This window comes from Bacillus sp. Cr_A10 (genome assembly GCF_029222665.1).
In the GTDB taxonomy this organism is placed as follows: Bacteria; Bacillota; Bacilli; order Bacillales_A; family Planococcaceae; genus Psychrobacillus.
Genome location: NZ_JARHXR010000013.1, coordinates 101,632 through 127,074, shown reverse-complemented (window position 1 = coordinate 127,074; position 25,443 = coordinate 101,632). Strand labels below are relative to the sequence as shown.

Here is a 25,443-nt window from a genome sequence, read left to right as displayed (position 1 = left end):
TAATTAAGCCGGTGGGTAAATTACCACCGGTTGTTTTATGTTATTTTTATACTGTCTATTGGTGTTCTTTCATAAGTAATCCAATTTTCAAGTAGATTATTAAAATAATCCGGGTCAGCTATTGGTATGCCATGACCTACATTTGGAATAATTAAACCATTGCAATGAGGGTTACTTTTTACGAGGTCTACTGCTGATTTTTTCATAATACTTTTTTCTTTTTCGCCAACAGTAACTAATATCTTTGATTTAGCCTTGTTAAAATTATGCGGTATTTTATAGGACATATTCTCTTCTAAAATTTGTATAAGCGTTTCTTTCTTCATTTGAGTGCTTTCTGTATAATACTTTTCAAATTGGTCTTCTCTGATATATAAAGTTCTTGATTGGAATTTAGAAAATGCTTTATTTTTTATTAATGGGAAAGTTAATCGAATGGAAGGGCCAATTAATGATTTAGCGACTGTACTTGGTCTAACTAAGGCACTATTTATAATTGCATAATCAATTAAGTTAGGCTTTAAACTTAGCATCTCGATCAGTACTTGAGCTCCTAAAGAAAAACCGGTAACAATAATTTCTTTATCCTTTGCTTTCTCTTCAATTAATTCATTTAGTTTTTCAGCACTACCTTTAATAGAAAAGCTATTCTCACTACTAATACCTTGTGCGGGTAAATCTGGAACTAAACAATGGTATTGTTTGAAATAACGGACTTGCTCATCCCACATCCAACCACTAACTCCACCACCATGTAGGAAGACTATTAATGGAGCATTTTTATCCCCATATTCAACATAATGTATTACCAAGTTTATCATCTCCTTGTATTATGACGAATATTATTACTATTTTATTATTATTAGATAGGTAAAAAAAAGACCAAATCAGTAAGTGACTTGGTCTAATCTATTATTATTTAATGTATTGCAGCAATAATACCTTCTTCGTCATCTAATCTAAGTTCTATTCCAGCGGAGATTGGATCTATATTTAGAAATTCCTCCATACTTTGACGCAAAGCTTCTATTAAGTTGAATGTAGTAAGAACTTCAGTTTCTCCTTTAATATATGCTTCGGCTGAAAATCCATTTTCATCGTCATACATTAATTCTACTTCGATTTCTTCCACTTCCACATTCTTTTTACGTGAAATATAAACGCAAACCGCATTTATAATATTTTGCTCCGGAATGATTAGCTTCTCCATGAGTTAGCTTCCTCTTGTTTTTTCTTTTTAAAGATGTCAAAGATTTTACGAATAACAACGACGATAAAAATGATCGCTGCAGCATTGATAGCGAAACCAAGAAGAGAGCCTAATGCACCCATATTAGCAAACATGCTACCAAAGAGTAATCCAGCAATTCCTCCAACAAATAAACCTTTCATAAGACCACCTGAGAAAAAGCCACCTTTATTGTTAGTAGTCGTATTTGATTTGTTTGTTGCAGTAGTAGAATCTTGTTGTTTCTTTTGAATATTAGAATTGTTGTTAGTACTATTATTATTCGTGTTGAAGCTTTTCTTTCCAGATTTATAAGATTTAGCCTCTACAGTCGTTGATTGATCATTGAATACAAAGCTACCAACTGATGAAAATACAAGTGTTGCTGTAAGCAAAGCTGCTACTAGTTTTTTCAATTTATATACCCTCCAATATGGAATGTGAGATTTTTTATAAGAGATTATCATCTTACATCTATTATATACGATATAAAGTGAAAATAGTTTCACTTTACCTCTGATTTTTCTCCTATCTCCATACATATGTCTAAAATGCGTCTAAAACGGCACTTTACTTCGGAAGGGCCAGCAACTGTAAGTGAACTTAAAAGTAAAAGAGATGAGATCAATCATTTTAGAATTAATTGTTCAATCACTAGAGAACGACGGCGAATTTCCATTTCTAATAAGAATATAAAGTCTGGAGATAGCTTGAGTTCCTTTGCTGCAACATAAGATTCTATTAATAATTCATCCGACATCTTACTCACCTTAAATCCACCTCCTATAATTTGATAAAAGTACCACCATTTTATGTAACTTAAACCTTTTTGTTAGATTAATTAATCTACTATAAATCTACCAAAAAGATTAGTTTGGAACAACCGTTCGTTTATCCACAGATAAAAGTGGATAAACTGTTATTAACTTGTTTATATTTAATGAAAGGTCATAGTTTACGCTTGGGATAATGTGTATAACTTTATCCACAGTAGTGGAAAACATCGAATTTTGTCGAAACATTTTAACTGAAAATATGAATTTTTTGTGCTTTTTTATGTATAAATACAAAAAATATATATTTCCATTCGTATTCTTATGTATTTATCCTAAATAAGAATCTATTTAATAGATTTTACTGAAATAATGAACACCTTATCCACAATTATTTGTGGATAAGGTGTTAATTATTTATATTTATTCTCTATTAACGTCTGTTTAATAGGGAATGTAGTGTTGATAACGTTATCCACAAAATAAACATACACCAATATTCAAGACCTTTTCATTTTCAGGCAGGGTAAATATTTCATAAAAAAAACTATGTGTTTATCTGAATCATCGTCCCAATCATAATAATTTAAGTTTGAATACTATATTGGGAAGATTAAATATTTGCCTAAAAGCAATTGAAAGGTTGATGAAAATAAACTATGAAGACAATCATATTTGTCGGAAGTAATAAATCTGGATCAAGCAGAGAAGCACTAAGAGCGGCTGCAAGGCTAGGTTTTTTCACTGTGTTACTAACCGATAGAGAAGTTTTTCTAGAAAACAGACATGATTTCCCCGAGGTTCACCAAATGGTTTTAACAGATTTAACTAATTATAATTTATTAAAATCATGTATAGGAAAAGTCCAAGAACAAGGTAAAAAAATTGAAGCTATTTTAAGCTTTATTGATCCATTTGTCCATGTAGCTGCAAAATTATCTAAGGAATTAAATATAACCAAAGTTCCCCCAGAACCATTAGAAAAAATGGAAGACAAAGTATTGACACGAGAACTATTGAAAGGTCTCTCTGCATCTCCGTACTTTGAAACATATAAAAAAGGGGAATCCATAGAAACGTTTATTGCAAATCAAAAAAATCGTTTTCCCCTAATTGTAAAATCTCCAATTTCCACAGGATCTAAAGATGTTTTATTAGTCAAAGATGTAAAACAATTTACTCAGTGTATAAATAAGTTAATAGAGAAAGGATGCGATGAAATTTTAATTGAGGAATATTTAGAGGGTCCTCAATACTTAATCGAGGCTTGTATGTACGATGGCGAAGTTCACATCATAGCAGTTCTTGAACAAGAAATTAAGCTTTTTGAGCGTTTTATTGTTACTGGTTATTGTCTGTTGGCAGAAATGGATACAAACTTCCATAACAAAATTTATGAAACAGTTTGTTCTATTTTAGAGCGATTTAGTATGGATAATGGGTCCTGTCATTTAGAAATGCGTTTAGTTAATAATGAATGGAAGTTAATCGAGATAAATCCGCGCATATCAGGAGGAGCGATGAATAGAATAATTGAGATAGCGTATGGATTTAATTTAGTTGAAGAAACAATAAAGATATTTTTAGGACAAGAGCCTAATTTTAATAGGAAGATTAAAAGGTTTGTGTTTGCTCAATATTTAACGAGTGATTCTACTGGTACTCTAATAAAAGTAACAGGTAGAAAACGCTGTTCAGGGCTACCGGGTATAGAAGAGGTCTTTATAAAGCCTAAAAAAGGGAAACTACTTCATCCACCTTTATCAATGGGAGATCGATATGGATATATCTTAGCTTCTTCAGTTGATAAGGAACAAGCCATTAGTCTTGCTAAAGATGCTGCAAAGGAAATCCGTTTTTATATTGAACCTGTATAGAAGGGAGTGAATGTGTGATGGGTGAAAAGGAGCAAGATAAAATAAAAATAGACGATTCTCTCAATAATCTTGAATCTATTTTAAAAACAATTTATGAGACACAAAACAAGGCTAAGCTAGTAATATTCAAAGGAATCCTGCATGAAACTATTCCAATTGTGTTGTTTACAACCACGACATACGAACCTTATTTAGCCTACGGAACAACCTCCTCATCCCAAACTGAGTTTAGAACACGTTTCTTTCGGATTGAAGATATAGTCAACAAGCTTGTTTACCTATCGTTATTATGTCCCATGGACGTAGAAGGTAATTATCTAGACACGATGCGTATTCCTTATCGACTGGAAAAAACGAAGATTATTGTGAGTGCATCCTTACAAAACTTTTGTAGCGTTCAGTGTATCGATCCGAAATTAGTAAATAGATTAAGTATTAATATTGGAGATAAATGGTAAGTGATAATTAAATTATTAATAAAAAAGAGAAAAGGGAGTTGGGAATTAAATGACTTTAATTGGTATGCTGCATCATAGAGCAGAACCCGAGAAAGTAAAAAAGGCATATGCATATGCTGTAGTAGCAAAAGCAGAAGGTGTAGATTTTTTTTACTTTACGCCTGGGAAAGTTGATATTAAGAACGAAAAAATTTTAGGGAAATACTATGAAAATGGTAAATGGATTGAAAAGGAATATCCTTTTCCTGATGCCATTTATAATGCAAGTTTTCCTTTAACTGACAAAGCAGAACTAATCGTTGATTATTTATCTGAAAGAATTCCATTTACAAGTCATTCCATAGGTAATAAATCTGATGTGCAAAACAGAATTAAGAAAGGAAAAGATTTTAAGCACTATTTAATTCCGACAGTCCAATTAAAGAAGGAAAAAGACTTACTTGATATGATTGAATTGCATGAGCAAGTTATTATCAAACCTGTTTCTGGGAGTAGAGGATCTGGAATTCTTTTTATTGAAAAAGAAAATGCCAATACGTTTATTATAAATGATTCCGGAAAAACCACGATTTGTAGTAAACAGGATTTAATAGACCTTGTATTACTTAAAATAGAGGAAGAAGAATATATCATTCAAAAATTTATATCAAGTAAAATAAAATCGGGCCAGGTCTTAGACTTTCGATTGCATGTCCAAAAGAATGGAGATGGTGAGTGGGTAACCACATCCATTTACCCTCGTATAGGAGCTTTGGGTAGCATAACCTCAAATTTAGGTAACGGAGGTTTTACTGCTTTTCCGGATCCTTTTTTGCAAATAGAGTTTGACAATGAATGGTTCGATGTAAAAAAAACACTTGAGTACTTTTCAGTAAGTTTTGCAACTCACTTTGATTCTTTATATGATGAATTTTATCTAGATGAACTAGGAATAGACGTTGGAATGGATGAAAATCAAAGAATATGGTTGTTTGAAGTAAACTGGAGACCAGGAATCCCTGTAATATTTAACGGAGAATTAGATGTAGCGAAAAACACAATTAAATATGCTGAATTTTTAGCTAATAACAATAAAAACTTACCTTCTTGAAATAAAGAGGGGAGTTTTTTTGTTTAGAACAATCATTCAAGTAGTTCTTTTAGATGTCGATTCCATCTCCTGAAGATTAACCAGAAAGCCGAAAACATAAAAAATGCTACCAATTCAAAAGATAAAATATACCACGGGTATGGTCCTAAGAAGTCAAGCAGACTACCATTTATAGGTTTTTCTCTTAGAAACATGTAGTTACCATGAACAACTATGTTAATAGCAAAAATAAAAGGAAACATACAATTTAAGTAAAACATCGTTTTAAGAAGTCCTTTAAATGTAGGGGTATATTTTTTTACCCACAAAACGTAAAATGCAGTCACTATTATCCCAGAGTGAATGAAAAAGAATTGAATAAACTTAAAACTTGGAAACCCTATTTCCAAAGATGGTGTTAGTAAAGCTTGAAGAGCACCTCCAAAGCCTGCAAAGAAGATGAAATCATAAAAACGTTTGCTTCCAGTCCATAATATAAAAATTGAAAAAAACAAACTGAAACTGCATAAATGGAATGGCATAGATTCACTTAAATTCCACTCTCGGGTAAAAATGAGTACAAAATGATAAGAGATTTCCATCATCAATAATGAAAGTGCAAAGAGACGTTCGAATAAGTTGGAACTCATGGTTGAATCAGATAATCTATTTTTTAACATAAATAGGAAAAATAAAATTACAATTAATAAGACAATTGCTATTATGTGTTCAAATGAGAACATGATGAATACATTTTTGTTGTTTTCTTCCATGAAATTTCCCCTTTCCATGAGTTCTTAATTATTCTATTTGTATGGAAATAGCTATAAAAAGTTCCTATAAAAATAGGTAAAGACACGCCTTTTATAAACGTGTCTTTACCTATGAATGTATATATTCGAACCAATTGAAACGGGAAGAAGCTTTGAGGACGTAGGAGCAGATTAATATTGTAATTAATTTTTGAATAGGACAATCCCGCTTTCTCATATTCTTTATCATTCGATTAAAGGAGTGATGTATTTGGCGAATAAGAAATGTAAAACATGTAAAAAAACAGGTTTAGGACCATGTAAGTGTGGAAAATAAAAAACCGCCGAGAAGGCGGTTTTTCTATTCTCGATCTTTATCCATAGCTTCGTCATCTGTATCTTCAACGTCCTCTTTATCCTCGTCTGATCCATTGTATTCGCTATTTTCGTCATTATTATCATCCACGTTTACATCAACATCTAGATCCTCTTCCACTGGTTCGTTTGTATCCGTGTCATTTCCATCACCACATCCTGCAAGCAAAGCAATGGAAAGAAAGGCTGCTATACCAATTTTCAGCCATTTATGCTCTAAAGTTAAGTTCATATTAAATGTCCTCCAATTATCAATTTAACTTACTTTGTCTTATCTACCCTTTTTGAAATGAAAGATAAACGTTTCTCCTTAAGATTTTAGGGGGGGTGTACACCACTTAAAAGAAACAAAGAAAACGGCGAATGATCGTTTTCCATTCGCCGTTTTCTTATTTAACTATATTGTTATAGCTGTCTCTGATTTTAAGTATTTATTCAAGTTTTCTATATCTAAACTAAAAATCCTGTCTTTCGTAATGGAAGGAACAAATTCTCTTATATCATGCCATTTTTTAGACAGTGATGGAGCCATTAAATCTATACCTCGATATTCAATGCCTTGGATGGCACAAATTAATTCGATAGCAAGTACTCTTCGTGCATTTTGAATAATTTGGTTAGCATGTCGAGCGCCTATTGTTCCCATACTTACATGATCTTCTTGGTTTGCAGAAGAAGGAATAGAATCGACAGAAGCAGGATGAGCAAGTGTTTTGTTTTCTGATACTAAGCTTGCAGCCGCATATTGCATAATCATGGCACCGGATTGTAGTCCAGGTTGTGGACTTAAAAAGGGAGGAAGACCCTCATTCAATTGGGGGTTCACTAATCGTTCAATTCTACGCTCCGAAACGTTTGCTAGCTCTGCTATAGCAATCTTTAAGAAATCCATTGCAAAAGCGATTGGTTGCCCGTGAAAGTTGCCTCCAGAAATGACTAATTCACCATCATCAAAAATTAAAGGGTTATCTGTTGCAGCATTCATTTCAATTTCTAATTTTTCTTTGACATAACTTAGTACTTGCCAGCTGGCTCCATGAATTTGAGGGATACAGCGTAGAGAATATGCATCTTGTACACGTTTTTCTCCTTGCTTTGTAACAAGTTTGCTCCCTTCAAGCCATTGAAGAACACGTTTTGCAACAGATATTTGCTCAGGATATCCACGTGCCTCGTGGATTGCAGGATGAAAAGCGTCTGTTATTCCTTGAAGTGCTTCAATCGTCATAGAAGCAATCCACACACTTTGGTATGCAAGTGTTTCTGATTCCAACCAGTTTACTACTCCTTGTGCAGTCATTGCTTGGGTTCCATTGATAAGTGCAAGACCTTCTTTTGCTTCAAGAACAATAGGTGTCAAGTTATGTTTAGCCCATATTTCATTAGAAGGGACATGTTTATCTCCATCCCAAACAAAACCTTCACCAATTAAAACCAGTGCTAAATGTGAAAGGGGAGCTAAATCACCCGATGCCCCGAGAGAACCTTGCTGAGGAATTACAGGGTGAATATGATTATTTACCATGAATGCAAGTCGTTCAAGTACCTCAAGTCGAATTCCAGAAAATCCTTTTAATAAGGCATTTAGGCGTAGAATAACCATTGCACGAGACACTATTTCATCAAATGGTTGCCCGATACCACATGCATGGGAACGTATGAGATGGAGCTGTAGCGCATGAACATCCTCTTCCTCAATGCTAACATCACTAAATTTACCAAAACCAGTATTAATACCATATACAGTGCTCTTCTCTTTTACGATTCTTTCAACAGCTTTCCGGCTATTTTGCACTAGTTCTATTGCTTTTTGATCCAATTTCACTTCTTTTGTTTGATATAAAATGGCTCTCATATTTTCTAATGTAAGCCCATGTCCTTTTAATATTATCATTTTAGATCACAATCTTTCTTTTTTAAGTTAATGTCCATGAAAACCCTCCTTAATTCTTATCTATATTCTATCTAAATATTTCAATAAATTAAGTGTTTTTGTGAAAAAAGTAAAAATTTCTCATCTGCTAATTTGGTGCTACATTAGCATAGTAGACTGATAAATAGAAAAATTTTCTAGATATTGTGTAACGATTCTTAGCCGAAATCGTCTGATTGTTCAAAGATAGGGGGCAAATTGGCAATGAAAAAAATAGTTTTGCTATTATTTTTTATCGGTTTATTTGGTTTTCTCATCGCTTGTAGCAATAAGGAGATGGCAGAAGAAATTAAAACAGAGGAAGCGAACGACTCTGCTATATACTCTGTCAAAGAGGAGAAGAGTTCACTCGAAGTGGTAGAAGAGGATAAACCAGTGGATGATTCAGAAGTTATATCTGAAACTTCAACTGAGCGTATGATTATTCACAAAGCAATTATTAAGGCAAATGTAAAAGAACTTGCGAAGGCGCAGAATAATATTGAACAAAAGGTTAAAAAGTATGGTGGATATATTGTGAGTTCGGATGTGTATCAGGAAGATGATCTATCAAGTAGTGGTAATATGATTGTTCGAATTCCAGAACATTATTTTGAAACTTTCTTATCCGAAGCAGAAGGAGAAGCTTCAAAAGTGATAGAACGTAATGTTACTGGTCAGGATGTGACCGAGCAATTTGTCGACTTAACCTCTCGCATCAAGTCGAAGAGAGTTGTGGAGGAACGTTTGCTAACATTTATGGAAAATGCAGAGAAAACCGAGGATTTATTGAAAATTTCGTCTGATTTAGCGAACGTTCAAGAAGAAATTGAAGTCCTAGTTGGTAAGGTTAACTATTTAGAAAATCAAACATCTTTTTCAACAATCGAAATAGCCTTGTATGAAAAACGTGTAATCGTTCCTGAGATAGAAAACAAAGATTTAAATACATGGGAAAAAACAAAGAAGCAATTTGTCACGAGTACTAATGTGATATTGACTGCTGGCTCGGGAGTTATTGTATTTTTCATTGGGAACTTACCTGTGCTCCTCATTTTGTGTGTTATAACTTTTGCTGTGTATTGGACGATAAAAAGAAAAAGAATAGAAAAATAATAAAATGCGGTGTTCTAAATTTATTTTAGAACACCGCATTTTTATAACTTATTCACCGTCTTTGTCTTCTTCTTCAAGCTCTTGTTCTACATCTTCTTCCATATTGTCATCCACATCTGATTCATTTTCACCGTCTCCACAACCAGCCAATAAACCTACTGAAAGAAATGCAGCAGCCCCGATTTTCCACCATTTTTCCCCTGCAATTGATTTCATCGTCATAATAATTCCTCCAATTCTACAATTAGTGGTGTTTCGACATACTTACTGAGTAGATACCCTAAAACAAATTGATATTAAACATAAATCGTAATTAAATAATGTGTAGTTCATGTAAGAAAGAATTAGCATCTACAAAATTAATAGGTATCATAAATTCTCTCTTTTCATACTATGTATAAAACAATGCCCCTGAATGGAGGGAATAAATGGATATTTTGAACAAGGTTAGGAACTACCGTGAAGAAGAGAGTAAACTTAAGTGGGAAGGCACGTTCGAGGAGTATTTAGCCATTGTGAGGGATAGACCAGAAGTTGCCCAAACTGCACATTCTCGTGTATATAACATGATTAAAAGCTCAGGGCTAACGGAGAGAGATGGACTTAAGATGTACCATTTCTTTGGGAAAGAAATATTTGGATTAGAGACAGCGATTGAACGCTTGGTAGAAGAATATTTTCATCCAGCTGCAAAAAGATTAGACGTTCGAAAACGAATTCTTTTATTGATGGGACCTGTTAGTGGAGGTAAATCCTCCATTGTTACATTGTTAAAACGAGGACTAGAGCAGTATTCTAGAACTGATGAGGGAGCAGTTTATGCTATACAAGGGTGCCCTATGCATGAAGATCCGCTCCACCTAATTCCACAACATTTACGGGAAGATTTTGTAGATGAATATGGAATCCGTATTGAGGGTAGTTTGTCGCCACTTAATACGATGAGACTAGAAAAAGAATACGATGGACGAATTGAAAATGTTATAGTAGAGAGAATTTTTTTCTCAGAAGACAAACGGGTCGGAATAGGAACATTTACTCCATCTGATCCTAAGTCGCAAGATATCGCTGATTTAACAGGGAGTATCGATTTTTCAACAATTGCTGAGTTTGGCTCAGAATCAGATCCACGTGCATATCGTTTCGATGGTGAATTAAATAAAGCGAATCGTGGAATGATGGAATTTCAAGAAATGCTAAAACTTGATGAAAAATTTCTATGGCATTTATTATCGTTAACGCAAGAAGGAAATTTTAAAGCAGGAAGATTTGCTTTAATTAGTGCAGATGAGTTGATAGTAGCGCATACAAATGAAACAGAATACCGTTCTTTTATTTCCAATAAAAAGAATGAAGCACTACACTCAAGAATTATCGTTATGCCTATTCCGTATAATTTAAAAGTAAGTCAGGAAGAACGCATATATGAAAAAATGATTAAGGAAAGTGATATGACGCATGTTCATATTGCACCACATGCATTAAGGGCAGCTGCTATCTTTTCCATTTTAACAAGACTGGAAGTTCCTAAAAAGCAAGGCATTGATATTGTAAAGAAAATGCGACTTTATGATGGAGAAAGCGTGGAAGGATTTAACGAAATTGATGTGGAGGAATTGAAAAAGGAAACTGTTAACGAGGGAATGCATGGAATAGATCCTCGTTACGTCATTAATAGAATATCTTCTGCAATCATACGGAAGGAAATCCCTTCTATTAATGCGTTGGACGTATTAAGAGCTTTAAAAGAAGGTCTTGATCAACATGCATCTATATCTCAAGAAGATCGTGAAAAATACATGAATTACATTGCTATTGCCAGAAAAGAATATGATGAAATCGCGAAAAAAGAAGTTCAAAAAGCGTTTGTTTATTCATATGAAGAGTCAGCCATTTCCTTAATGAACAATTACTTGGATAATGTGGAGGCTTATTGTAATAAAAACAAAATGAGAGATCCACTTACGGGTGAAGAAATGAATCCAGATGAAAAATTGATGCGCTCGATTGAAGAACAAATTGGTATTTCTGAAAACGCGAAGAAAGCTTTTAGAGAGGAAATCCTAATTCGACTCTCTGCATATGCTAGAAAAGGAAAACGTTTCGAATATAATTCTCATGAACGTTTGCGTGAAGCTATTCAAAAGAAACTTTTTGCAGATTTAAAAGATGTTGTGAAAATAACCACTTCTTCTAAAACCCCAGATGAGACTCAGCTGAAGAAAGTAAATGAGGTTGTTGCAAGACTAATAGATGAACATGGCTATAATTCCACTTCAGCAAACGAGTTATTGCGGTATGTAGGTAGTCTACTCAACAGGTAATAAAGAAGAACAAGACTGATTTTTATATTGGTCTTGTTTTTTTATATACATTGGCAATAACTTTGAGTAGCTGGCATATGATAAACAATAGGTAGGTGTTGATGAAAATGAATGAAAAACAAGAGAATCATTACGTCATCTCACAGGAAAACTGGTCATTGCACCGTAAAGGTTACCAAGATCAGCAACGTCATATGGATAAAGTGAAAGAAGCTATTAAAGACAATTTACCAGACTTGATCAGTGAAGAAAGCATTATTATGTCAAATGGACGAGAAGTAATTAAAATACCAATTCGTTCATTGGATGAATATAAGATTCGTTACAACTATGATAAAACCAAACATGTCGGCCAAGGGGATGGCGACAGTCAGGTAGGAGATGTGATTGCTCGTGATTCCGGTGAAGGAGAACAGGCTTCCGGTCAAGGAAAACAAGCTGGAGATAAAGCAGGAAAAGACTATTACGAGGCAGAAGTGACTATAGCAGAATTAGAAAGCGTACTTTTTAAAGAGATGGAATTACCGAATTTACAGCAAAAAGAACAGGCAAACATTATAACGGATAAAGTCGAATTTAATGATATACGTAAAAAAGGACTTATGGGAAATATCGATAAGAAGCGTACAATAATGACTGCTATTAAAAGAAATGCGATGAAAGGGAAAGCAGAAATTTCACCACTTCATAATGATGATTTACGTTTTAAAACATGGGATGAAGTGACAAAACCAGAGTCAAAAGCAGTTGTCCTTGCGATGATGGACACGAGTGGATCGATGGGTGCTTTTGAGAAGTATTGTGCAAGAAGTTTCTTTTTTTGGATGGCCCGATTTTTAAGATCGAAATATAAATCCGTAGATATTGAATTTATAGCACATCATACGGAAGCTAAAGTTGTAACGGAAGAGGCGTTTTTCTCGAAAGGTGAAAGCGGTGGAACAATTTGTTCATCTGCATATTACCAGGCACTAGCACTGATAGAAGAAAAGTATAGTCCTAATCAATTTAATATTTATCCTGTTCACTTTTCAGACGGTGAAAATATGACAAGTGACAATGAAAAATGTATGAAGCTTGTAACCCAACTAATGGAAGTATCTAGTATGTTTGGGTATGGAGAAGTGAATCCCCATAGCCGATATTCTACGTTAATGAATACGTATAAAACAATTAATGACCCAAAGTTCCGCCATTATGTATTAAAGGATAAAAAAGATGTATATGAAGCTTTGAAAAGTCTTTTTAAAGTGCCAAAATAACAGAAAGGAGACAATGAATGGATACGAAGCTTCATCATGCAATTGCGGAGATTACGGAAATTGCCTCTGGATTTGGCCTTGATTTTTATCCGATGCGCTATGAAATCTGTCCTGCTGATATTATCTATACATTTGGAGCATACGGCATGCCAACTCGCTTTACGCATTGGAGCTTTGGAAAGCAATTTCACAAAATGAAGATCCAATACGATTTTGGATTAAGCCAAATTTATGAGCTAGTTATTAATTCGAATCCTTGTTATGCATTTTTGCTTGATACGAATAGTTTAATACAAAATAAACTTATTATCGCCCATGTGCTAGCGCATTGTGACTTTTTTAAAAATAATGTTCGTTTTTCTAACACAAGAAGAGATATGGTTGAAAGTATGACAGCAACAGCAGAAAGAATTGCGAATTACGAAATGATTTATGGGAAAGAAGAAGTAGAAAGCTTTCTTGATGCAGTATTGGCTATACAAGAACATATTGATCCATCCATTATTAGACCTAAACTGCCGGAATATGATTTGCAAGAAGAAGAGGAAGAAAAAGAAGACCTACGCAGAACACCTTATGATGATTTATGGAATATAGATCAATCATCCGTTAATAAAAAACCTTTAAATATTAAGAGAAAAAAGTTTCCCCCTAATCCTGAAAAAGATTTATTGTTGTTTATTCAAGAGTACAGTCGAGAATTGGAGGATTGGCAAAGGGATATTTTAACAATGATGCGAGAAGAAATGCTTTATTTCTGGCCGCAATTAGAAACGAAAATTATGAACGAGGGTTGGGCTTCTTATTGGCATCAACGAATTTTAAGAGAAATGAATTTAACTACAGATGAAACGATAGAGTTTGCTAAATTAAATGCAAACGTAGTCCAGCCATCAGCGACGACTATTAATCCATACTATTTAGGGTTGAAAATTTTTGAAGACATTGAAAAGAGATATAATCAGCCATCAGAGGAAATGAAAAGATTGGGGATTAAGCCTGATTCGGGGAGAGAAAAGATTTTTGAAGTAAGAGAAATCGAATCGGATATTTCGTTTATACGAAATTACTTAACGAAGGATTTAATGAAGCAGGAAGATTTATATTTGTTTGAGAAAAAGAATGGGAACTATCAAATTACGGATAAAGATTATGAACATGTACGAGATCAACTAGTTTCCATGCGAGTTAATGGAGGCTTTCCATACATTGTGGTGGAAGATGGTGATTATTCACGAACTGGAGAACTGTACTTAAAGCATGGATATGAGGGGATGGAGCTAGACCCTCACTATTTAGAAAATGTATTACCTTATATTTATCAACTATGGGGGCGTGCTGTATTTTTGGAAACATATGTAGAGGAAAAGCCAACCCTCTATTCATATGATGGAAAAAAGGTTTCTAGAAGTACTATATAAATTAAAAACAAAATAATCATTTAAAAACGAGATTCCATTAATTTGGAATCTCGATTATTGTTGCATAAATGCTTTTCTTAAATGAATTGAACAAACTCATTTAGTGGTAGACGGGATGAACCATATGCTGGTGCAGCTGCCTTACCTATTGCAATAAGAACAACAGGAAAAATGTGCTCGGGTAAATCGAATCTTTCTACAAATTTTGTTTTATCAAATCCACCCATAGTAACGGTGTCATATCCTTTTTCTTTTGCGACTAACATTAGCTGCATGGAAATGAGACCTGCGTCAAAGGTTGCTATATTTTTTCTGACTTCGAGTGAAGCATATGGATAAGATCGATTTGTGCTAGTGATCATTATATCCTTCGTAGTCACATCCATATGACCTTCAGCTACATTTTGGGAATATATTTGTTCCACGTTTTTGTACATTTCAGCATTCCCTAGTACTGCTATAACTGCAGAAGAAGTTTCAACTTGTTCTTGGTTATTCGCTATCGCACGAAGCTCTACTTTTGTTTTGTCATCTTGAATGACAAGGAATTTCCATGGCTGGAGGTTACTAGAAGAAGGAGCGGTTGTCGCCTCTTTAATAATTTCTTCAAGTGTTTTCTGTGGAATTTTATGAGTGGGATCGTACACTCTAACTGATTTTCTTGCATGCATAATTGTATACAAATTTGAATCTTTTACTGTAGACATATTGTTTCCTCCTGAAACTTACTATTAGTAAGTTTATTCGAAAGTAAGCTTACCATTAGTAAGTTTATGCGTCAACTATAAAATCTTATATGATACAATAAAGTAAAAGTGATAATAATGGAGGGTTTTTCATTGGATAAACCTAAAGATATATGTAGCAACTATTGTAGCAACTATCATCAGGCGATTGAATTTATGGGCAAGCGTTGGATGGGGATGATTATTTACACATTATTATCAGGCTCCAAACGCTACAACGAAATTCTCGCTAATATTCCAGGCATTTCTGATCGATTACTTACAGAAAGACTAAATGATTTAGTGGAGGCCAAGTTAGTAAATAAAAAATTTCTCGAATCCTCAACCAAAAAAGTGGAATATGAGCTAACTGCAAGCGGTATTGCCTTTAAAGAAGTGATTGGATCATTACAGAAATGGATTGAAATTTGTGAAATTGAAAAGCAAACTCAAAATTCAAAGTAAAAGTACTAAACCAGTGTAGCTTATTACTTTGGACAATTCGGATAAAAAACGAGATTCCATTAAGTTGGAATCTCGTTTTTAAGTTTGTCATTTAATATACTGTCCTCCAAGACAGAAAATTTATCTCCATATACTTTTGTAATATGAACCTCTCCCCAGGCACATAATGCATCTAAAATACTCCCAAGGCTTTGACCATACTCACTCAATTCATACTCTACCTTTGGTGGTACTTGATTGTAAGCAATACGATTAATTACCCCATCGGCTTCAAGTTCTCTTAACTGCTGCGTTAGCATTTTCTGTGTAATGTCAGGCATAAGACGTTTCAATTCACTTGTCCTTTTCTTCCCATGAGTAAGATGGCAGAGAATAACACATTTCCACTTCCCTCCGATTACTTCTAATGTTGCTTCAACGGATATATTATATTTCTTTTTTTTCATTCAATACCTCTTTCTAAAGGAACTAAAAAGTACCTATATAACTTTTGGGTGTCTATATTACTTGAAAGTGCGTACTTTTCTTTTGAATCTCTATGAACCATAATAACATCTGCTGGTGTATTTACACTATGTTTATATTTTGTTCTCCGGAGATTTATTCATACAGCACACTCAAGAAAGGAAGAGAGAAATGAGTTTAGATAAAAAAAGAAGTATGTTTGCACTTCTAGCACTTGCAATTAGTGCATTTGCGATAGGGACAACAGAGTTTGTTAGCGTTGGACTCTTGCCTCTTATTTCTAAGGACTTGGATATATCACTTACAACAGCAGGTTTGACTGTTTCGCTTTATGCATTAGGTGTAATGATAGGAGCTCCAGTTTTAACATCCCTAACTTCAAAAATTCCTCGCAAATCGTTACTGCTATGGATTATGATAGTCTTTATCATAGGGAACAGTATTGCGGCAAGTGCAACAAGTGTTACGGTCTTATTAGTTGCCCGAGTAATTTCGGCGTTATCACATGGAATATTTATGTCGATAGGTTCAACTATTGCCGCAGATTTGGTTCCTGAAAATCGTAGGGCAAGTGCAATTTCCATCATGTTTACGGGACTAACCGTTGCTACGATAACCGGAGTTCCGTTTGGTACATTTATCGGTCAACAGCTTGGCTGGCGTTTTGCATTTGTCCTAATCATTGTCATTGGTGTAATTGGTTTTATCGCAAATAGCGTTCTTGTTCCGTCCGATTTACGACAAGGTACTGTAACAACAATACGAGATCAGTTTAAGCTCATAACAAACGGACGTTTATTATTAGTATTATTTATTACAGCCTTAGGGTATGGTGGAACATTTGTTGTATTCACCTACCTAACTCCATTACTACAAGCTGTAACCGGATTTAAACAAGGCACAATAGCAATTATTTTGCTTGTATATGGTATTGCAATTGCAATAGGAAATATGGTTGGAGGGAAGCTCTCGAATAAAAATCCAATTGGTTCTTTATTTTATATGTTTGTAGCACAAGCAATCGTGCTTCTAATTCTAACTATTACTGCACCATTTAAAATTGCTGGATTAATAACAATTATATTAATGGGCTTGTTTGCATTTATGAACGTGCCTGGACTTCAAGTATACGTTGTAATACTAGCAGAACGTTTTGTACCAAGTGCTGTTGACGTTGCTTCAGCAATGAACATAGCTGCTTTTAATGCAGGGATAGCAATTGGTTCGTATATAGGGGGAGTAGTGACAGATTCAATAGGGTTAATCCATACTGCTTGGATTGGAGCAATAATGGTTATAATAGCTGCAATTTTAACTGCTGTTAGTCGATTGCTGGAAACAAAAGATAAAAAACGACTAAACATATTGTAATAAGGGTAACTTTATATAGGTTTGAATGAACTTTGGCTGAAAACAAAAAATATCGGAGGTAATAATACAATGAAAAATTTACAATCTACTACGACTTTGAATAACGGTGTGGAAATGCCTTGGTTAGGACTGGGAGTATTTAAAGTAGAAGAGGGACAAGAGCTAGTAAATGCAGTAAAAACTGCAATTACTCATGGCTATCGTAGTATTGATACTGCTGCTGTATATGGTAATGAAGTCGGGGTTGGACAAGGTATCCGTAAAGCAATAGAAGAAGAGGGTGTTGCAAGAGAAGACCTTTTTGTTACTTCGAAAGTTTGGAACTCGGAGCTAGGATATGAAAAAACAATTGAAGCCTATGAAGAGAGCTTAACTAAACTAGGCTTAGATTACTTAGATTTATACCTTATTCATTGGCCGGTAGAAGGCAAATATAAAGATGCATGGAGAGCATTAGAAAAGCTTTATAAAGATGGACGAGTTAAAGCGATCGGTGTAAGTAACTTCCATATACATCATTTGAAGGATTTATTAACAGACGCAGAAATCAAACCTATGGTGAACCAAATAGAATATCATCCACGATTGACTCAAAAAGATTTACAAGTATTCTGTGAGCAACAAAATATTCAGTTAGAAGCATGGTCGCCGCTTATGCAGGGACAATTACTCGACAATGATGATTTGAAAAACATAGCGGCTAAATATGAAAAATCGGTGGCACAGGTTATTTTACGGTGGGACTTACAAAATGGAGTTGTTACAATTCCAAAGTCAACGAAGGAACATCGAATTGTTGAAAATGCAAACGTTTTTGATTTTGTATTAACAACAGAAGACATGGAGCGCATTAATCGTTTAAACCAAAATCATAGAGTAGGACCAGATCCTGATAATTTTGATTTTTAGGAAGCAATAGAAAGAAGTCTTTTCTTAGTAAAAAGACTTCTGAGGTTTTCGACCAATGGATAAATGAAGGAGAAATCAATCGTCAGCATCTCTATCTGTTCATGTTCATTAATTTGGTTTTTAATCATCATGATATTCAACACTTCAACGTTTTATAAGATTTAGAAACTCAACACTTTATAAATTTGCCAACACTAGTCGATTGGAGTGGAAGGCGCGAAGACTCCTACGGGAACAGCACGAGTCGAAGCACCCGGACTGAGCGTAGCGAAATTAATTTTTGCGACGAGCTTGCGCAGGAGCAAGGGAGAAGGCTGAGGCCGTGCCCGTGGAAAGCGTAGCGCCTAAAACGGAAATCGACGATTTCTTACTATGTATTGTAAATAAAAAAAGACTATAGACAATTTCAAATTTCTTTGAGTTTGTCTACAGTCTGAGAAGTCTTTTCCATAGGAAAAGACTTCTTTTTGTTCTTATTCTTATGAGCCGACAAAGTCACCGCCATCTACATGGATGGTCTGTCCAGTCATATAGCTGGAGTCGGAGGAGGCTAAAAATACATATGCTGGCGCGTTTTCAGCTGGTTGACCTCGTCTGCCTATCGGGGTATTGTCCCCATGCTCTTCCACTTTCTTTTTATCAAAAGTTGCTGGAATAAGCGGCGTCCAAATTGGTCCTGGAGCAACAGCATTTACACGTATTCCTTTCTCGACTAAGTTAAGTGCAAGTGACCGTGTGAAGGAAGTAATAGCCCCTTTTGTCGCTGAATAGTCAATAAGTTCCGGAGAACCATTATATGCAGTGATAGAAGAGGTGTTGACAATAGTATCTCCCTTTGTCATATGAGGGAGTGCAGCCTGTGTTAAATAAAACATGGCATAAATATTTGTAGAAAACGTTTCTTGTAATTGATCTGGCGTTATCTGTAAAAAGTCTTTTGTAGGAAACTGTTTTCCAGCGTTATTTACTAAGACATTTATCTGTCCAAATTTTTGAATCACTTGATCTACAACATTTTGACAATTCTCATCATCACTTAAATCTGTTTGTATTCTAAATGCTTTTACTCCGTATTCCTCTATATGCTTTATGGTTGTTTCAGCGTCATCTTGTTCATTTTCATCCAAATAAACAATGGCGACATTAGCTCCTTCTTTAGCAAAGGCTATAGAAACTGCTCGTCCAATCCCGCTATCACCACCTGTAACGAGCGCGACTTTCCCTTTTAATTTACCGGAACCTTTATAGCTTTTGTCGTCAAAAATAGGAGCAGGAGTCATTTCTTCCTCTACACCAGGTTGTTGCTTCTGAGTTTGTCCAGGGACTTCTTCATGAATTTTTTCATATTTATCCTTAGTCATTGGAATCCTCCTTCTAAATGTTATCTATCATATTCTTCCCTTAAAGCACTAAAACAAACTTATAATCAGCAAATAATTGGAAGGTAAATTTCGTTTTTATTAAATAAATAGGGGGTATATTAAATTAATGTAGTACATATGAAAGAACGGAGAATATTATATGAAACCAATCATTGGTATAACGGTAGAAGTAAAAGAGGATGGAAATTATTTTATGCCCTCAGTATATGGTCAAGCGATTTCACAAGCTGGAGGTATACCCGTATTAATTCCTCTAATTCCAGATATGGATATAGATGAGCTTTGTGAAAAAATCGATGGACTTTTTCTTACGGGGGGAGAAGATATAGACCCATCCTATTATGGTGCGGAACCAATAGTTCATCTAGGTAGAATCACACCCAAACTCGATGCAATGGAGTTTGCAACGGTACAGAAAATACTGGAGCTAAATAAACCTTATATAGGAGTTTGTCGGGGATTACATATGCTGAATATAGTTTCTGGAGGAACTCTATACCAGTCGATTCACTCGCAGCGAAAGGAACCTGTTATTCAGCATTTACAAAAGGCTGAGCGAACACATAGATCGCATACTGTAAATGTAGAAAAAGATAGTCGTTTATATGAATTAGTGCAAGAAGAGGAATTTAAGGTGAATTCTTTTCACCACCAAGCAGTAAATGAAATAGGAAAAGATTTACGAGTAGTTGCAAAAGCAACGGATGGGATTATTGAATGCGTGGAAAGCACGAAGCACAATTTTGTATTCGGCTTTCAATGGCATCCCGAGGAATTTGCAATGGATGGGGACGAAGCCTCAAAAAGAATTTTCGAAGCATATATTCAAGCTGCATTAAAACGACAAGGCGAAAAGTAAACCTTTGAAAGAGAGATATCACTTAAAAAAGTGATATCTCTCTTTATTTTCTTATATGATAAAACTAGCAACAAGATAGAGAATTAGTGACAAACTAATGGTTTGATGATTTTTACAATATATTTATATAGAATTGTATGAATAAATAAAATAAAAGGGTGGAATTTAAAATGACGAAAATAAATAATCTGTTTGAATCATTCAGACAAACACAGTATCAGATAAATGGACATGGAAAAAGAAATATACACGTTTTAAAAGAAGCGTTCCAAGAGGTAGACGACCATTTAGAGAGTGATATTTATGGGAATGGAAAGATTATTATAGATTTTCAAGAAAAGATGGCATCTTATTTAGGGAAAGAAACGGCTGTATTTTTCCCCAGTGGTACAATGGCCCAACAAATTGCATTACGTATATGGTGTGATGAAAAAGAATTGAAAAAAGTTGCCTATCATCCTTTATGCCATTTAGAGATTCATGAGGAAAACGGCTTAAAGGAATTACATCATATTGAACCTATTTTGTTAGCGGATAAAAATAGACTAATCAAATTAGATGATGTAGTAGATATGCAGCAGGATATTGCTTGCTTATTATTAGAACTGCCACAACGAGAAATCGGCGGTCAATTACCTGATTTCGAAACACTTGAAGAAATTTCTAACTATTGTCGTAAAAAAGGGATTAAGCTACATTTAGATGGAGCAAGACTTTTTGAGGTTCTTCCTTTTTATAATAAAACAGCTGCTGAAATTTGTAGTCTTTTTGATAGTGTGTACGTTTCTTTTTACAAAGGTATCGGGGGTATTGCTGGAGCTATTCTTGCTGGGGAAAAGGACTTTACAGATGAATCTAAGATTTGGAAAAGACGACATGGTGGTGATTTAATAAGCTTGTATCCTTATATTATAAGTGCGGATTATTATTTCAAAGAAAAATGTCCAAAAATGGAGCAGTATTACGAAGATGCAAAGGAGTTAGCTTCTTTTTTTAACTCATGTCAAGCAATTTCTACAATTCCAAGAGAGCCTGTGTCTAATATGTTCCATGTCTACTTCCAGGCACCTAAAGTGGATATGGAAAAGGTTTTAATAAATGTATATGAACAAACGGGCATTGGTTTAACTGGGTATGTAAATAAAAAAACGAATAAAACTTGCTATTTCGAAGTGAATATAGGGGATCAATATGCAATGCTTCCAAAAGAAAAAGTGAAAAAAGTAATTCAAATGATCGATGAGCAGATAATACGTTCTACATTCACTGAGATGGAATAAAAACCTGTCATTTGCACAAGTTATTCTTCATGGAGGTGAAAATTCATGACAAACAATAACAAAAACAAAAATAAACTTAAGAAAAGTAATACATTAGATCGGGAAGAATATGGATACGGGTACGATTTAAGTCCGGATGATTTAGATGTAAGAGGCATTAATGATGAGGCAGAGACAATTGCAGACAGTGAAAACAAAGTAAAGCCAACGAATAATAATCGTCATAAATAAAAGAAAACCCGTTTATATACAATAAACGGGTTTTCCGTTACATAAATTTAGAGAATAGCTTAACTAACTCTTGTATTCCAAGATAGCCAAACATAATTAAACAACCAGTTAACACAGCATTTGGTACCCATTTGTTTCTAGACTCTATTGCTATTGTTTTTGAATTTAATAGGAGCAGTAAAGAAAGTGCTAAAAATGGCATGAATATAGCTCCAAGTGCTCCATAAAGAATGATCAGCTCAACTGGCTTCCCAAAGTAGAATAAAATCATCGGTGGGAAAGTAAGCCAGAATAGATAAAAGCGGTATGCTGGATCTTTAACAGATACTTCTTGTTTATTTTTTCGGATTGTTTTGATGAAATCCGCAAACAGATAGGGAACTCCATTCCATACTCCAAGCAGTGACGAATAGGCAGCGGACCAGAAAGCCACTAAGAACATCCATCTCATTGGTGTACCAAACTCAGCTCCTAGCATTTCGGAAAGTTTTATTAATCCTTCGTCATCTCGAATACTTACACCCGTTCCAGCTAAAAATTGTGCACCAATAATGAGACCTGCAAGAGTAAATAAACCAGTTAGAAAATATGCAATTTTTGCATCTGTACGCATTGCTGCGATCCACTGTTTACCGTTCCAACCTTTTTCACGTAACCAATATCCATAGGAAGCCATCGTGATAGTTCCACCTACACCACCAATCAATCCAAGCATTAGGATGAAAGAACCTTGTGGAACTCGTGGCACGAAGCCAAATGCAAAGTCACCGAAGCTTGGTAAAAATAAAGCTGCTGTACCGATAATCGTGACAAACATAACAGCGATTAGAGCCGTCATAACTTTTTCAAAAAGAAGATATTTTCCTACCCAAATTAAAATAAATCCTACAATTGCATGAATGATAGACCAGGCCCAAACTGGCATAATAGGAAACATTGCGTGCATTGCCATGCCTGAAGTGGATGCGGCAGCAGCACCATAAACAAAGCCCCAAATGATTGAGTAGACTCCGAAATATCCTGTAGCCCACTTACCTAACTGTTGCCAGCCGTCTAAGATTGTCTGACCTGTTGCTAAATACCATCTTCCTACGCCTTCATTTAGAAAGTATTTTAAAACAGATCCAACAATAATTGCCCATACAAATGTCATACCAAATTGAGTGCCGAGTACAAGAGAAGTGATTAGATCTGCTGTTCCGGCTCCTGTAGCGGCAACGACAATTCCTGGGCCAATGTTTTTTAATTTTTCACCAAAAGTTCTAGGTGGAATTAGCTGTTGATTAATTTCCATTGTCATGTATGTTCCCCCTTTAGTTCATGTAACCCCTTACATTTCTCTAATGACAAAAACATTTGCATTAAAAAGTAGATTCATATTTTGTACGTATATCGTACAAAAGTACGCTTTTCGATAATAGATTTATTATAACGAAGCAAATAAATAATATCAATTAAAATTTTTAAATTAGTTAGATTTATCTAAAAGTGATGGAGTTGCAGATGTTTCAACAATTTTAGTTCTATTATTCCTATTTTTCTCTTAAAGTGTAACAACACCAAGAAAAAAGGGGGATAAAGATATGTTAATAGATGGGGTGTTTTCAGGAGGTGGATTAAAGGGTTTTGCCCTAGTCGGCGCATATCAAGTGTTAGAAGAGAAAGGTTACCGTTTCAAACGAGTTGCTGGAACAAGTGCGGGATCAATTCTAGCTGCTTTTATCGCTGCTGGTTTTTCAAGTAAAGAAATAGAAAATTTACTAGATGAGCTGGATACAAACACTCTACTGGATCCTCGAAAAACACTTCTTCCTATTCCGTTTATGAAATGGTTAAACTTGTATTGGCGTATGGGATTATATCAAGGAAAAGCATTAGAAAACTGGTTTTTAGAAAAACTTGCAATAAAAGGTGTTTATACATTTTCTGATTTACAACCAGGTTCACTAAAAGTAGTTGCCTCGGATCTGACGAATGGCAAAATGATTGTGATTCCTGACGACTTAGGAGATTATGGAATATCTGCTGACAGTTTTCCTGTTGCTCGAGCTATACGAATGAGCTGCGGGATTCCATTTTTCTTTGAACCGATCAAATTAAAGACAGGAACTGGAGATACAATAGTAGTGGATGGTGGAGTGTTAAGTAACTTTCCCATGTGGATATATGATAATGGTAATAAGGAACGACCGGTCCTTGGTTTAAAGCTAAGTGGAAACTCTGAGGACGTTCCGGGACATACAATAAACAATGGTCTACAGTTGTTCGAAGCTCTATTTTCAACAATGAAAAATGCACATGATGAAAGATACATTTCAAGAAAAATTGAAAAGAATATAATTTTTATTCCAGTGGAGGATTATAGTGCTACGCAATTTGATATGACGGAAGAAATGAAAAAGGATTTATTGGAAAAGGGACGTCAACGAGCTATTCAATTTCTGAAAATATGGTAATATTTCATTTCAAAATCAATGTTTAATTAAGATTATTTAAGGAATAATAAAAAGGAGATGAGTGGAAGGAGACGATTTATTTATGGCAAAAGAATTAGCACTTAAAATCTTAAACGATAGCAAAATTGGTACAATGGCGACTATACAGCAAAATAAACCACACTCCCGCTATATGACTTTCTTTAACGATGAATTTATCCTGTACACTGCGACTAGTAAAAAGACACACAAAGTGGAAGAGGTTCAAAAAAATCCGAACACGCATATTCTAATTGGGTATGAGGGTAAAGGACTAGGAGATTCTTTTTTAGAAATTGAAGGTACTGTAGAGGAATCCGATGAAGAAAATGTAAAGGAAAAAGTGTGGAATGCTGATTTAAAAGGTTGGTTTACAGGTCCGGATGATCCTGATCTGACTATCTTAAAAATAACTCCTACACAAGTTAGGGTAATGAACACAAAAGGGGAAGAGCCCCAGGTAGTCGAATTCAAATGATTGACTCTCCATTTGGAAACGCATATACTAAGCCTACAAAATAAAAATATCTTCCGTTAAGGGGAGTAGCTATACGGCAAAGTCGTCAATACAGGAATAGATTCCTCGGCTTTGTTGGCAACGAAAGTTGTTAGCGAGACCTTACCAATTATTTGGTTAAGGTTTGTCTAAGAGACGATATGACCAAATATTGGTTATGTCGTTTTTTTTTTTACGATTAGAAGCTACTTCCTCAGG

Annotated in this window: 27 protein-coding genes; 15 read left to right on the top strand and 12 right to left on the bottom strand. The window is 34.8% G+C overall.

Features of this window, described 5'->3' with window-relative positions; genetic code table 11:
* Positions 1-35 precede the first annotated feature (35 nt).
* From P2Q73_RS14725 to sda, 4 genes are all read right to left on the bottom strand, one after another.
* Positions 36-812 carry an alpha/beta fold hydrolase gene (locus tag P2Q73_RS14725; RefSeq protein WP_056828605.1) on the bottom strand — a complete coding sequence of 259 codons (777 nt, stop codon included), beginning with the start codon at positions 810-812 and terminating at the stop codon, positions 36-38.
* Positions 813-919: 107 nt separating this feature from the next.
* A complete protein-coding gene (locus P2Q73_RS14720) occupies positions 920-1,210 on the bottom strand; it encodes a DUF2653 family protein (protein WP_275788596.1) in 291 nt (96 codons plus the stop codon).
* Positions 1,198-1,644 carry a hypothetical protein gene (locus P2Q73_RS14715; protein WP_056828603.1) on the bottom strand — a complete coding sequence of 149 codons (447 nt, stop codon included), beginning with the start codon at positions 1,642-1,644 and terminating at the stop codon, positions 1,198-1,200. Before P2Q73_RS14715 ends, P2Q73_RS14720 begins: the two co-directional genes overlap by 13 nt.
* A 212-nt stretch (positions 1,645-1,856) precedes the next feature.
* Positions 1,857-1,988: a sporulation histidine kinase inhibitor Sda gene (gene sda / locus P2Q73_RS14710; protein ID WP_082355375.1), complete on the bottom strand. Its 132-nt coding sequence runs from the start codon at positions 1,986-1,988 to the stop codon at positions 1,857-1,859.
* Between the two features lie 672 nt (positions 1,989-2,660).
* On the opposite strand from sda, the gene P2Q73_RS14705 reads away from it, so the two are divergent.
* The 3 genes from P2Q73_RS14705 to P2Q73_RS14695 are packed head-to-tail and all read left to right on the top strand — an operon-like array spanning position 2,661 to position 5,426.
* Entirely contained in the window at positions 2,661-3,878 is a 1,218-nt protein-coding gene (locus P2Q73_RS14705; RefSeq protein WP_275788591.1) for an ATP-grasp domain-containing protein, read from the top strand.
* Positions 3,879-3,895: 17 nt separating this feature from the next.
* Positions 3,896-4,336: a CotY/CotZ family spore coat protein gene (locus P2Q73_RS14700; RefSeq protein WP_053590778.1), complete on the top strand. Its 441-nt coding sequence runs from the start codon at positions 3,896-3,898 to the stop codon at positions 4,334-4,336.
* A 49-nt stretch (positions 4,337-4,385) separates the two neighbouring features.
* Positions 4,386-5,426: a YheC/YheD family endospore coat-associated protein gene (locus tag P2Q73_RS14695; protein WP_053590777.1), complete on the top strand. Its 1,041-nt coding sequence runs from the start codon at positions 4,386-4,388 to the stop codon at positions 5,424-5,426.
* Between the two features lie 32 nt (positions 5,427-5,458).
* On the opposite strand, the gene P2Q73_RS14690 is transcribed toward P2Q73_RS14695, so the two are convergent.
* The 3 genes from P2Q73_RS14690 to hutH all read right to left on the bottom strand — a co-directional run bounded on the left by P2Q73_RS14690 (position 5,459) and on the right by hutH (position 8,426).
* Positions 5,459-6,178, bottom strand: coding sequence for a YwaF family protein (locus P2Q73_RS14690; RefSeq protein ID WP_275788586.1), 720 nt, complete (start codon positions 6,176-6,178; stop codon positions 5,459-5,461).
* Between the two features lie 340 nt (positions 6,179-6,518).
* Positions 6,519-6,764 carry a hypothetical protein gene (locus P2Q73_RS14685; protein ID WP_275788583.1) on the bottom strand — a complete coding sequence of 82 codons (246 nt, stop codon included), beginning with the start codon at positions 6,762-6,764 and terminating at the stop codon, positions 6,519-6,521.
* 165 nt (positions 6,765-6,929) lie between these two features.
* Positions 6,930-8,426, bottom strand: a complete 1,497-nt coding sequence (gene hutH / locus P2Q73_RS14680) for a histidine ammonia-lyase (protein WP_275788581.1) — start codon at positions 8,424-8,426, stop codon at positions 6,930-6,932.
* Between the two features lie 243 nt (positions 8,427-8,669).
* On the opposite strand from hutH, the gene P2Q73_RS14675 reads away from it, so the two are divergent.
* Complete coding sequence (locus P2Q73_RS14675; RefSeq protein WP_275788577.1) at positions 8,670-9,560, top strand: DUF4349 domain-containing protein; 891 nt, start codon at positions 8,670-8,672, stop codon at positions 9,558-9,560.
* Positions 9,561-9,608: 48 nt separating this feature from the next.
* On the opposite strand, the gene P2Q73_RS14670 is transcribed toward P2Q73_RS14675, so the two are convergent.
* The gene (locus tag P2Q73_RS14670; protein WP_275788574.1) at positions 9,609-9,782 is read right to left on the bottom strand and encodes a hypothetical protein; all 174 of its coding nucleotides are present in this window, start codon (positions 9,780-9,782) and stop codon (positions 9,609-9,611) included.
* Positions 9,783-9,988: 206 nt separating this feature from the next.
* Here P2Q73_RS14670 and P2Q73_RS14665 point away from each other — a divergent pair, with 206 nt between their 5' ends.
* The 3 genes from P2Q73_RS14665 to P2Q73_RS14655 all read left to right on the top strand — a co-directional run bounded on the left by P2Q73_RS14665 (position 9,989) and on the right by P2Q73_RS14655 (position 14,567).
* Positions 9,989-11,884 (top strand): PrkA family serine protein kinase, encoded by a 1,896-nt coding sequence (locus P2Q73_RS14665; protein WP_275788571.1) that lies wholly within the window; start codon positions 9,989-9,991, stop codon positions 11,882-11,884.
* Positions 11,885-11,991: 107 nt separating this feature from the next.
* The gene (yhbH, locus tag P2Q73_RS14660) at positions 11,992-13,146 is read left to right on the top strand and encodes a sporulation protein YhbH (protein WP_056828590.1); all 1,155 of its coding nucleotides are present in this window, start codon (positions 11,992-11,994) and stop codon (positions 13,144-13,146) included.
* Positions 13,147-13,163: 17 nt separating this feature from the next.
* Positions 13,164-14,567: a SpoVR family protein gene (locus P2Q73_RS14655; protein ID WP_056828588.1), complete on the top strand. Its 1,404-nt coding sequence runs from the start codon at positions 13,164-13,166 to the stop codon at positions 14,565-14,567.
* A 77-nt stretch (positions 14,568-14,644) separates the two neighbouring features.
* Here P2Q73_RS14655 and P2Q73_RS14650 read toward each other — a convergent pair whose 3' ends face one another.
* Positions 14,645-15,274, bottom strand: a complete 630-nt coding sequence (locus tag P2Q73_RS14650) for a nitroreductase family protein (RefSeq protein WP_275788565.1) — start codon at positions 15,272-15,274, stop codon at positions 14,645-14,647.
* Positions 15,275-15,406: 132 nt separating this feature from the next.
* Here P2Q73_RS14650 and P2Q73_RS14645 point away from each other — a divergent pair, with 132 nt between their 5' ends.
* The gene (locus tag P2Q73_RS14645) at positions 15,407-15,757 is read left to right on the top strand and encodes a winged helix-turn-helix transcriptional regulator (protein WP_275788562.1); all 351 of its coding nucleotides are present in this window, start codon (positions 15,407-15,409) and stop codon (positions 15,755-15,757) included.
* Positions 15,758-15,816: 59 nt separating this feature from the next.
* Here the strand turns inward: P2Q73_RS14645 and P2Q73_RS14640 are convergent, their stop codons facing one another.
* Positions 15,817-16,203 carry a winged helix-turn-helix transcriptional regulator gene (locus P2Q73_RS14640; protein WP_056828582.1) on the bottom strand — a complete coding sequence of 129 codons (387 nt, stop codon included), beginning with the start codon at positions 16,201-16,203 and terminating at the stop codon, positions 15,817-15,819.
* A gap of 190 nt (positions 16,204-16,393) precedes the next feature.
* Here P2Q73_RS14640 and P2Q73_RS14635 point away from each other — a divergent pair, with 190 nt between their 5' ends.
* Positions 16,394-17,593, top strand: coding sequence for an MFS transporter (locus tag P2Q73_RS14635; protein ID WP_275788559.1), 1,200 nt, complete (start codon positions 16,394-16,396; stop codon positions 17,591-17,593).
* Between the two features lie 69 nt (positions 17,594-17,662).
* A complete protein-coding gene (locus P2Q73_RS14630; RefSeq protein WP_275788556.1) occupies positions 17,663-18,502 on the top strand; it encodes an aldo/keto reductase in 840 nt (279 codons plus the stop codon).
* Between the two features lie 479 nt (positions 18,503-18,981).
* Here P2Q73_RS14630 and P2Q73_RS14625 read toward each other — a convergent pair whose 3' ends face one another.
* Positions 18,982-19,863, bottom strand: a complete 882-nt coding sequence (locus tag P2Q73_RS14625) for an SDR family oxidoreductase (protein ID WP_275788553.1) — start codon at positions 19,861-19,863, stop codon at positions 18,982-18,984.
* A gap of 160 nt (positions 19,864-20,023) precedes the next feature.
* Between P2Q73_RS14625 and P2Q73_RS14620 the strand changes: the two genes are divergently transcribed.
* The 3 genes from P2Q73_RS14620 (at position 20,024) to P2Q73_RS14610 (ending at position 22,254) form a co-directional block, all read left to right on the top strand.
* Entirely contained in the window at positions 20,024-20,743 is a 720-nt protein-coding gene (locus P2Q73_RS14620) for a gamma-glutamyl-gamma-aminobutyrate hydrolase family protein (protein WP_275788549.1), read from the top strand.
* A gap of 170 nt (positions 20,744-20,913) precedes the next feature.
* Complete coding sequence (locus tag P2Q73_RS14615; RefSeq protein ID WP_275788545.1) at positions 20,914-22,023, top strand: threonine aldolase family protein; 1,110 nt, start codon at positions 20,914-20,916, stop codon at positions 22,021-22,023.
* 45 nt (positions 22,024-22,068) lie between these two features.
* Positions 22,069-22,254, top strand: a complete 186-nt coding sequence (locus P2Q73_RS14610) for a hypothetical protein (protein ID WP_053590762.1) — start codon at positions 22,069-22,071, stop codon at positions 22,252-22,254.
* 37 nt (positions 22,255-22,291) lie between these two features.
* Here the strand turns inward: P2Q73_RS14610 and P2Q73_RS14605 are convergent, their stop codons facing one another.
* Positions 22,292-23,554, bottom strand: coding sequence for an Nramp family divalent metal transporter (locus P2Q73_RS14605; RefSeq protein ID WP_275788540.1), 1,263 nt, complete (start codon positions 23,552-23,554; stop codon positions 22,292-22,294).
* A 283-nt stretch (positions 23,555-23,837) separates the two neighbouring features.
* On the opposite strand from P2Q73_RS14605, the gene P2Q73_RS14600 reads away from it, so the two are divergent.
* Together P2Q73_RS14600 and P2Q73_RS14595 are read left to right on the top strand one after the other, a co-directional pair.
* The gene (locus P2Q73_RS14600; RefSeq protein WP_275788539.1) at positions 23,838-24,710 is read left to right on the top strand and encodes a patatin-like phospholipase family protein; all 873 of its coding nucleotides are present in this window, start codon (positions 23,838-23,840) and stop codon (positions 24,708-24,710) included.
* Positions 24,711-24,792: 82 nt separating this feature from the next.
* A complete protein-coding gene (locus tag P2Q73_RS14595; protein ID WP_275788537.1) occupies positions 24,793-25,206 on the top strand; it encodes a pyridoxamine 5'-phosphate oxidase family protein in 414 nt (137 codons plus the stop codon).
* Positions 25,207-25,443 lie beyond the last annotated feature (237 nt).

What these genes read in the sequence shown, in the direction of transcription:
- P2Q73_RS14720 (WP_275788596.1), bottom strand. Translation starts at nt 1,210, where the DNA reads ATGGAGAAGCTAATCATTCCGGAGCAAAATATTATAAATGCGGTTTGC.
- sda (WP_082355375.1), bottom strand. Translation starts at nt 1,988, where the DNA reads ATGTCGGATGAATTATTAATAGAATCTTATGTTGCAGCAAAGGAACTC.
- P2Q73_RS14705 (WP_275788591.1), top strand. Translation starts at nt 2,661, where the DNA reads ATGAAGACAATCATATTTGTCGGAAGTAATAAATCTGGATCAAGCAGA.
- P2Q73_RS14700 (WP_053590778.1), top strand. Translation starts at nt 3,896, where the DNA reads ATGGGTGAAAAGGAGCAAGATAAAATAAAAATAGACGATTCTCTCAAT.
- P2Q73_RS14695 (WP_053590777.1), top strand. Translation starts at nt 4,386, where the DNA reads ATGACTTTAATTGGTATGCTGCATCATAGAGCAGAACCCGAGAAAGTA.
- P2Q73_RS14690 (WP_275788586.1), bottom strand. Translation starts at nt 6,178, where the DNA reads ATGGAAGAAAACAACAAAAATGTATTCATCATGTTCTCATTTGAACAC.
- P2Q73_RS14685 (WP_275788583.1), bottom strand. Translation starts at nt 6,764, where the DNA reads ATGAACTTAACTTTAGAGCATAAATGGCTGAAAATTGGTATAGCAGCC.
- hutH (WP_275788581.1), bottom strand. Translation starts at nt 8,426, where the DNA reads ATGATAATATTAAAAGGACATGGGCTTACATTAGAAAATATGAGAGCC.
- P2Q73_RS14675 (WP_275788577.1), top strand. Translation starts at nt 8,670, where the DNA reads ATGAAAAAAATAGTTTTGCTATTATTTTTTATCGGTTTATTTGGTTTT.
- P2Q73_RS14670 (WP_275788574.1), bottom strand. Translation starts at nt 9,782, where the DNA reads ATGACGATGAAATCAATTGCAGGGGAAAAATGGTGGAAAATCGGGGCT.
- P2Q73_RS14665 (WP_275788571.1), top strand. Translation starts at nt 9,989, where the DNA reads ATGGATATTTTGAACAAGGTTAGGAACTACCGTGAAGAAGAGAGTAAA.
- yhbH (WP_056828590.1), top strand. Translation starts at nt 11,992, where the DNA reads ATGAATGAAAAACAAGAGAATCATTACGTCATCTCACAGGAAAACTGG.
- P2Q73_RS14655 (WP_056828588.1), top strand. Translation starts at nt 13,164, where the DNA reads ATGGATACGAAGCTTCATCATGCAATTGCGGAGATTACGGAAATTGCC.
- P2Q73_RS14650 (WP_275788565.1), bottom strand. Translation starts at nt 15,274, where the DNA reads ATGTCTACAGTAAAAGATTCAAATTTGTATACAATTATGCATGCAAGA.
- P2Q73_RS14640 (WP_056828582.1), bottom strand. Translation starts at nt 16,203, where the DNA reads ATGAAAAAAAAGAAATATAATATATCCGTTGAAGCAACATTAGAAGTA.
- P2Q73_RS14635 (WP_275788559.1), top strand. Translation starts at nt 16,394, where the DNA reads ATGAGTTTAGATAAAAAAAGAAGTATGTTTGCACTTCTAGCACTTGCA.
- P2Q73_RS14630 (WP_275788556.1), top strand. Translation starts at nt 17,663, where the DNA reads ATGAAAAATTTACAATCTACTACGACTTTGAATAACGGTGTGGAAATG.
- P2Q73_RS14625 (WP_275788553.1), bottom strand. Translation starts at nt 19,863, where the DNA reads ATGACTAAGGATAAATATGAAAAAATTCATGAAGAAGTCCCTGGACAA.
- P2Q73_RS14620 (WP_275788549.1), top strand. Translation starts at nt 20,024, where the DNA reads ATGAAACCAATCATTGGTATAACGGTAGAAGTAAAAGAGGATGGAAAT.
- P2Q73_RS14615 (WP_275788545.1), top strand. Translation starts at nt 20,914, where the DNA reads ATGACGAAAATAAATAATCTGTTTGAATCATTCAGACAAACACAGTAT.
- P2Q73_RS14610 (WP_053590762.1), top strand. Translation starts at nt 22,069, where the DNA reads ATGACAAACAATAACAAAAACAAAAATAAACTTAAGAAAAGTAATACA.
- P2Q73_RS14605 (WP_275788540.1), bottom strand. Translation starts at nt 23,554, where the DNA reads ATGACAATGGAAATTAATCAACAGCTAATTCCACCTAGAACTTTTGGT.
- P2Q73_RS14600 (WP_275788539.1), top strand. Translation starts at nt 23,838, where the DNA reads ATGTTAATAGATGGGGTGTTTTCAGGAGGTGGATTAAAGGGTTTTGCC.
- P2Q73_RS14595 (WP_275788537.1), top strand. Translation starts at nt 24,793, where the DNA reads ATGGCAAAAGAATTAGCACTTAAAATCTTAAACGATAGCAAAATTGGT.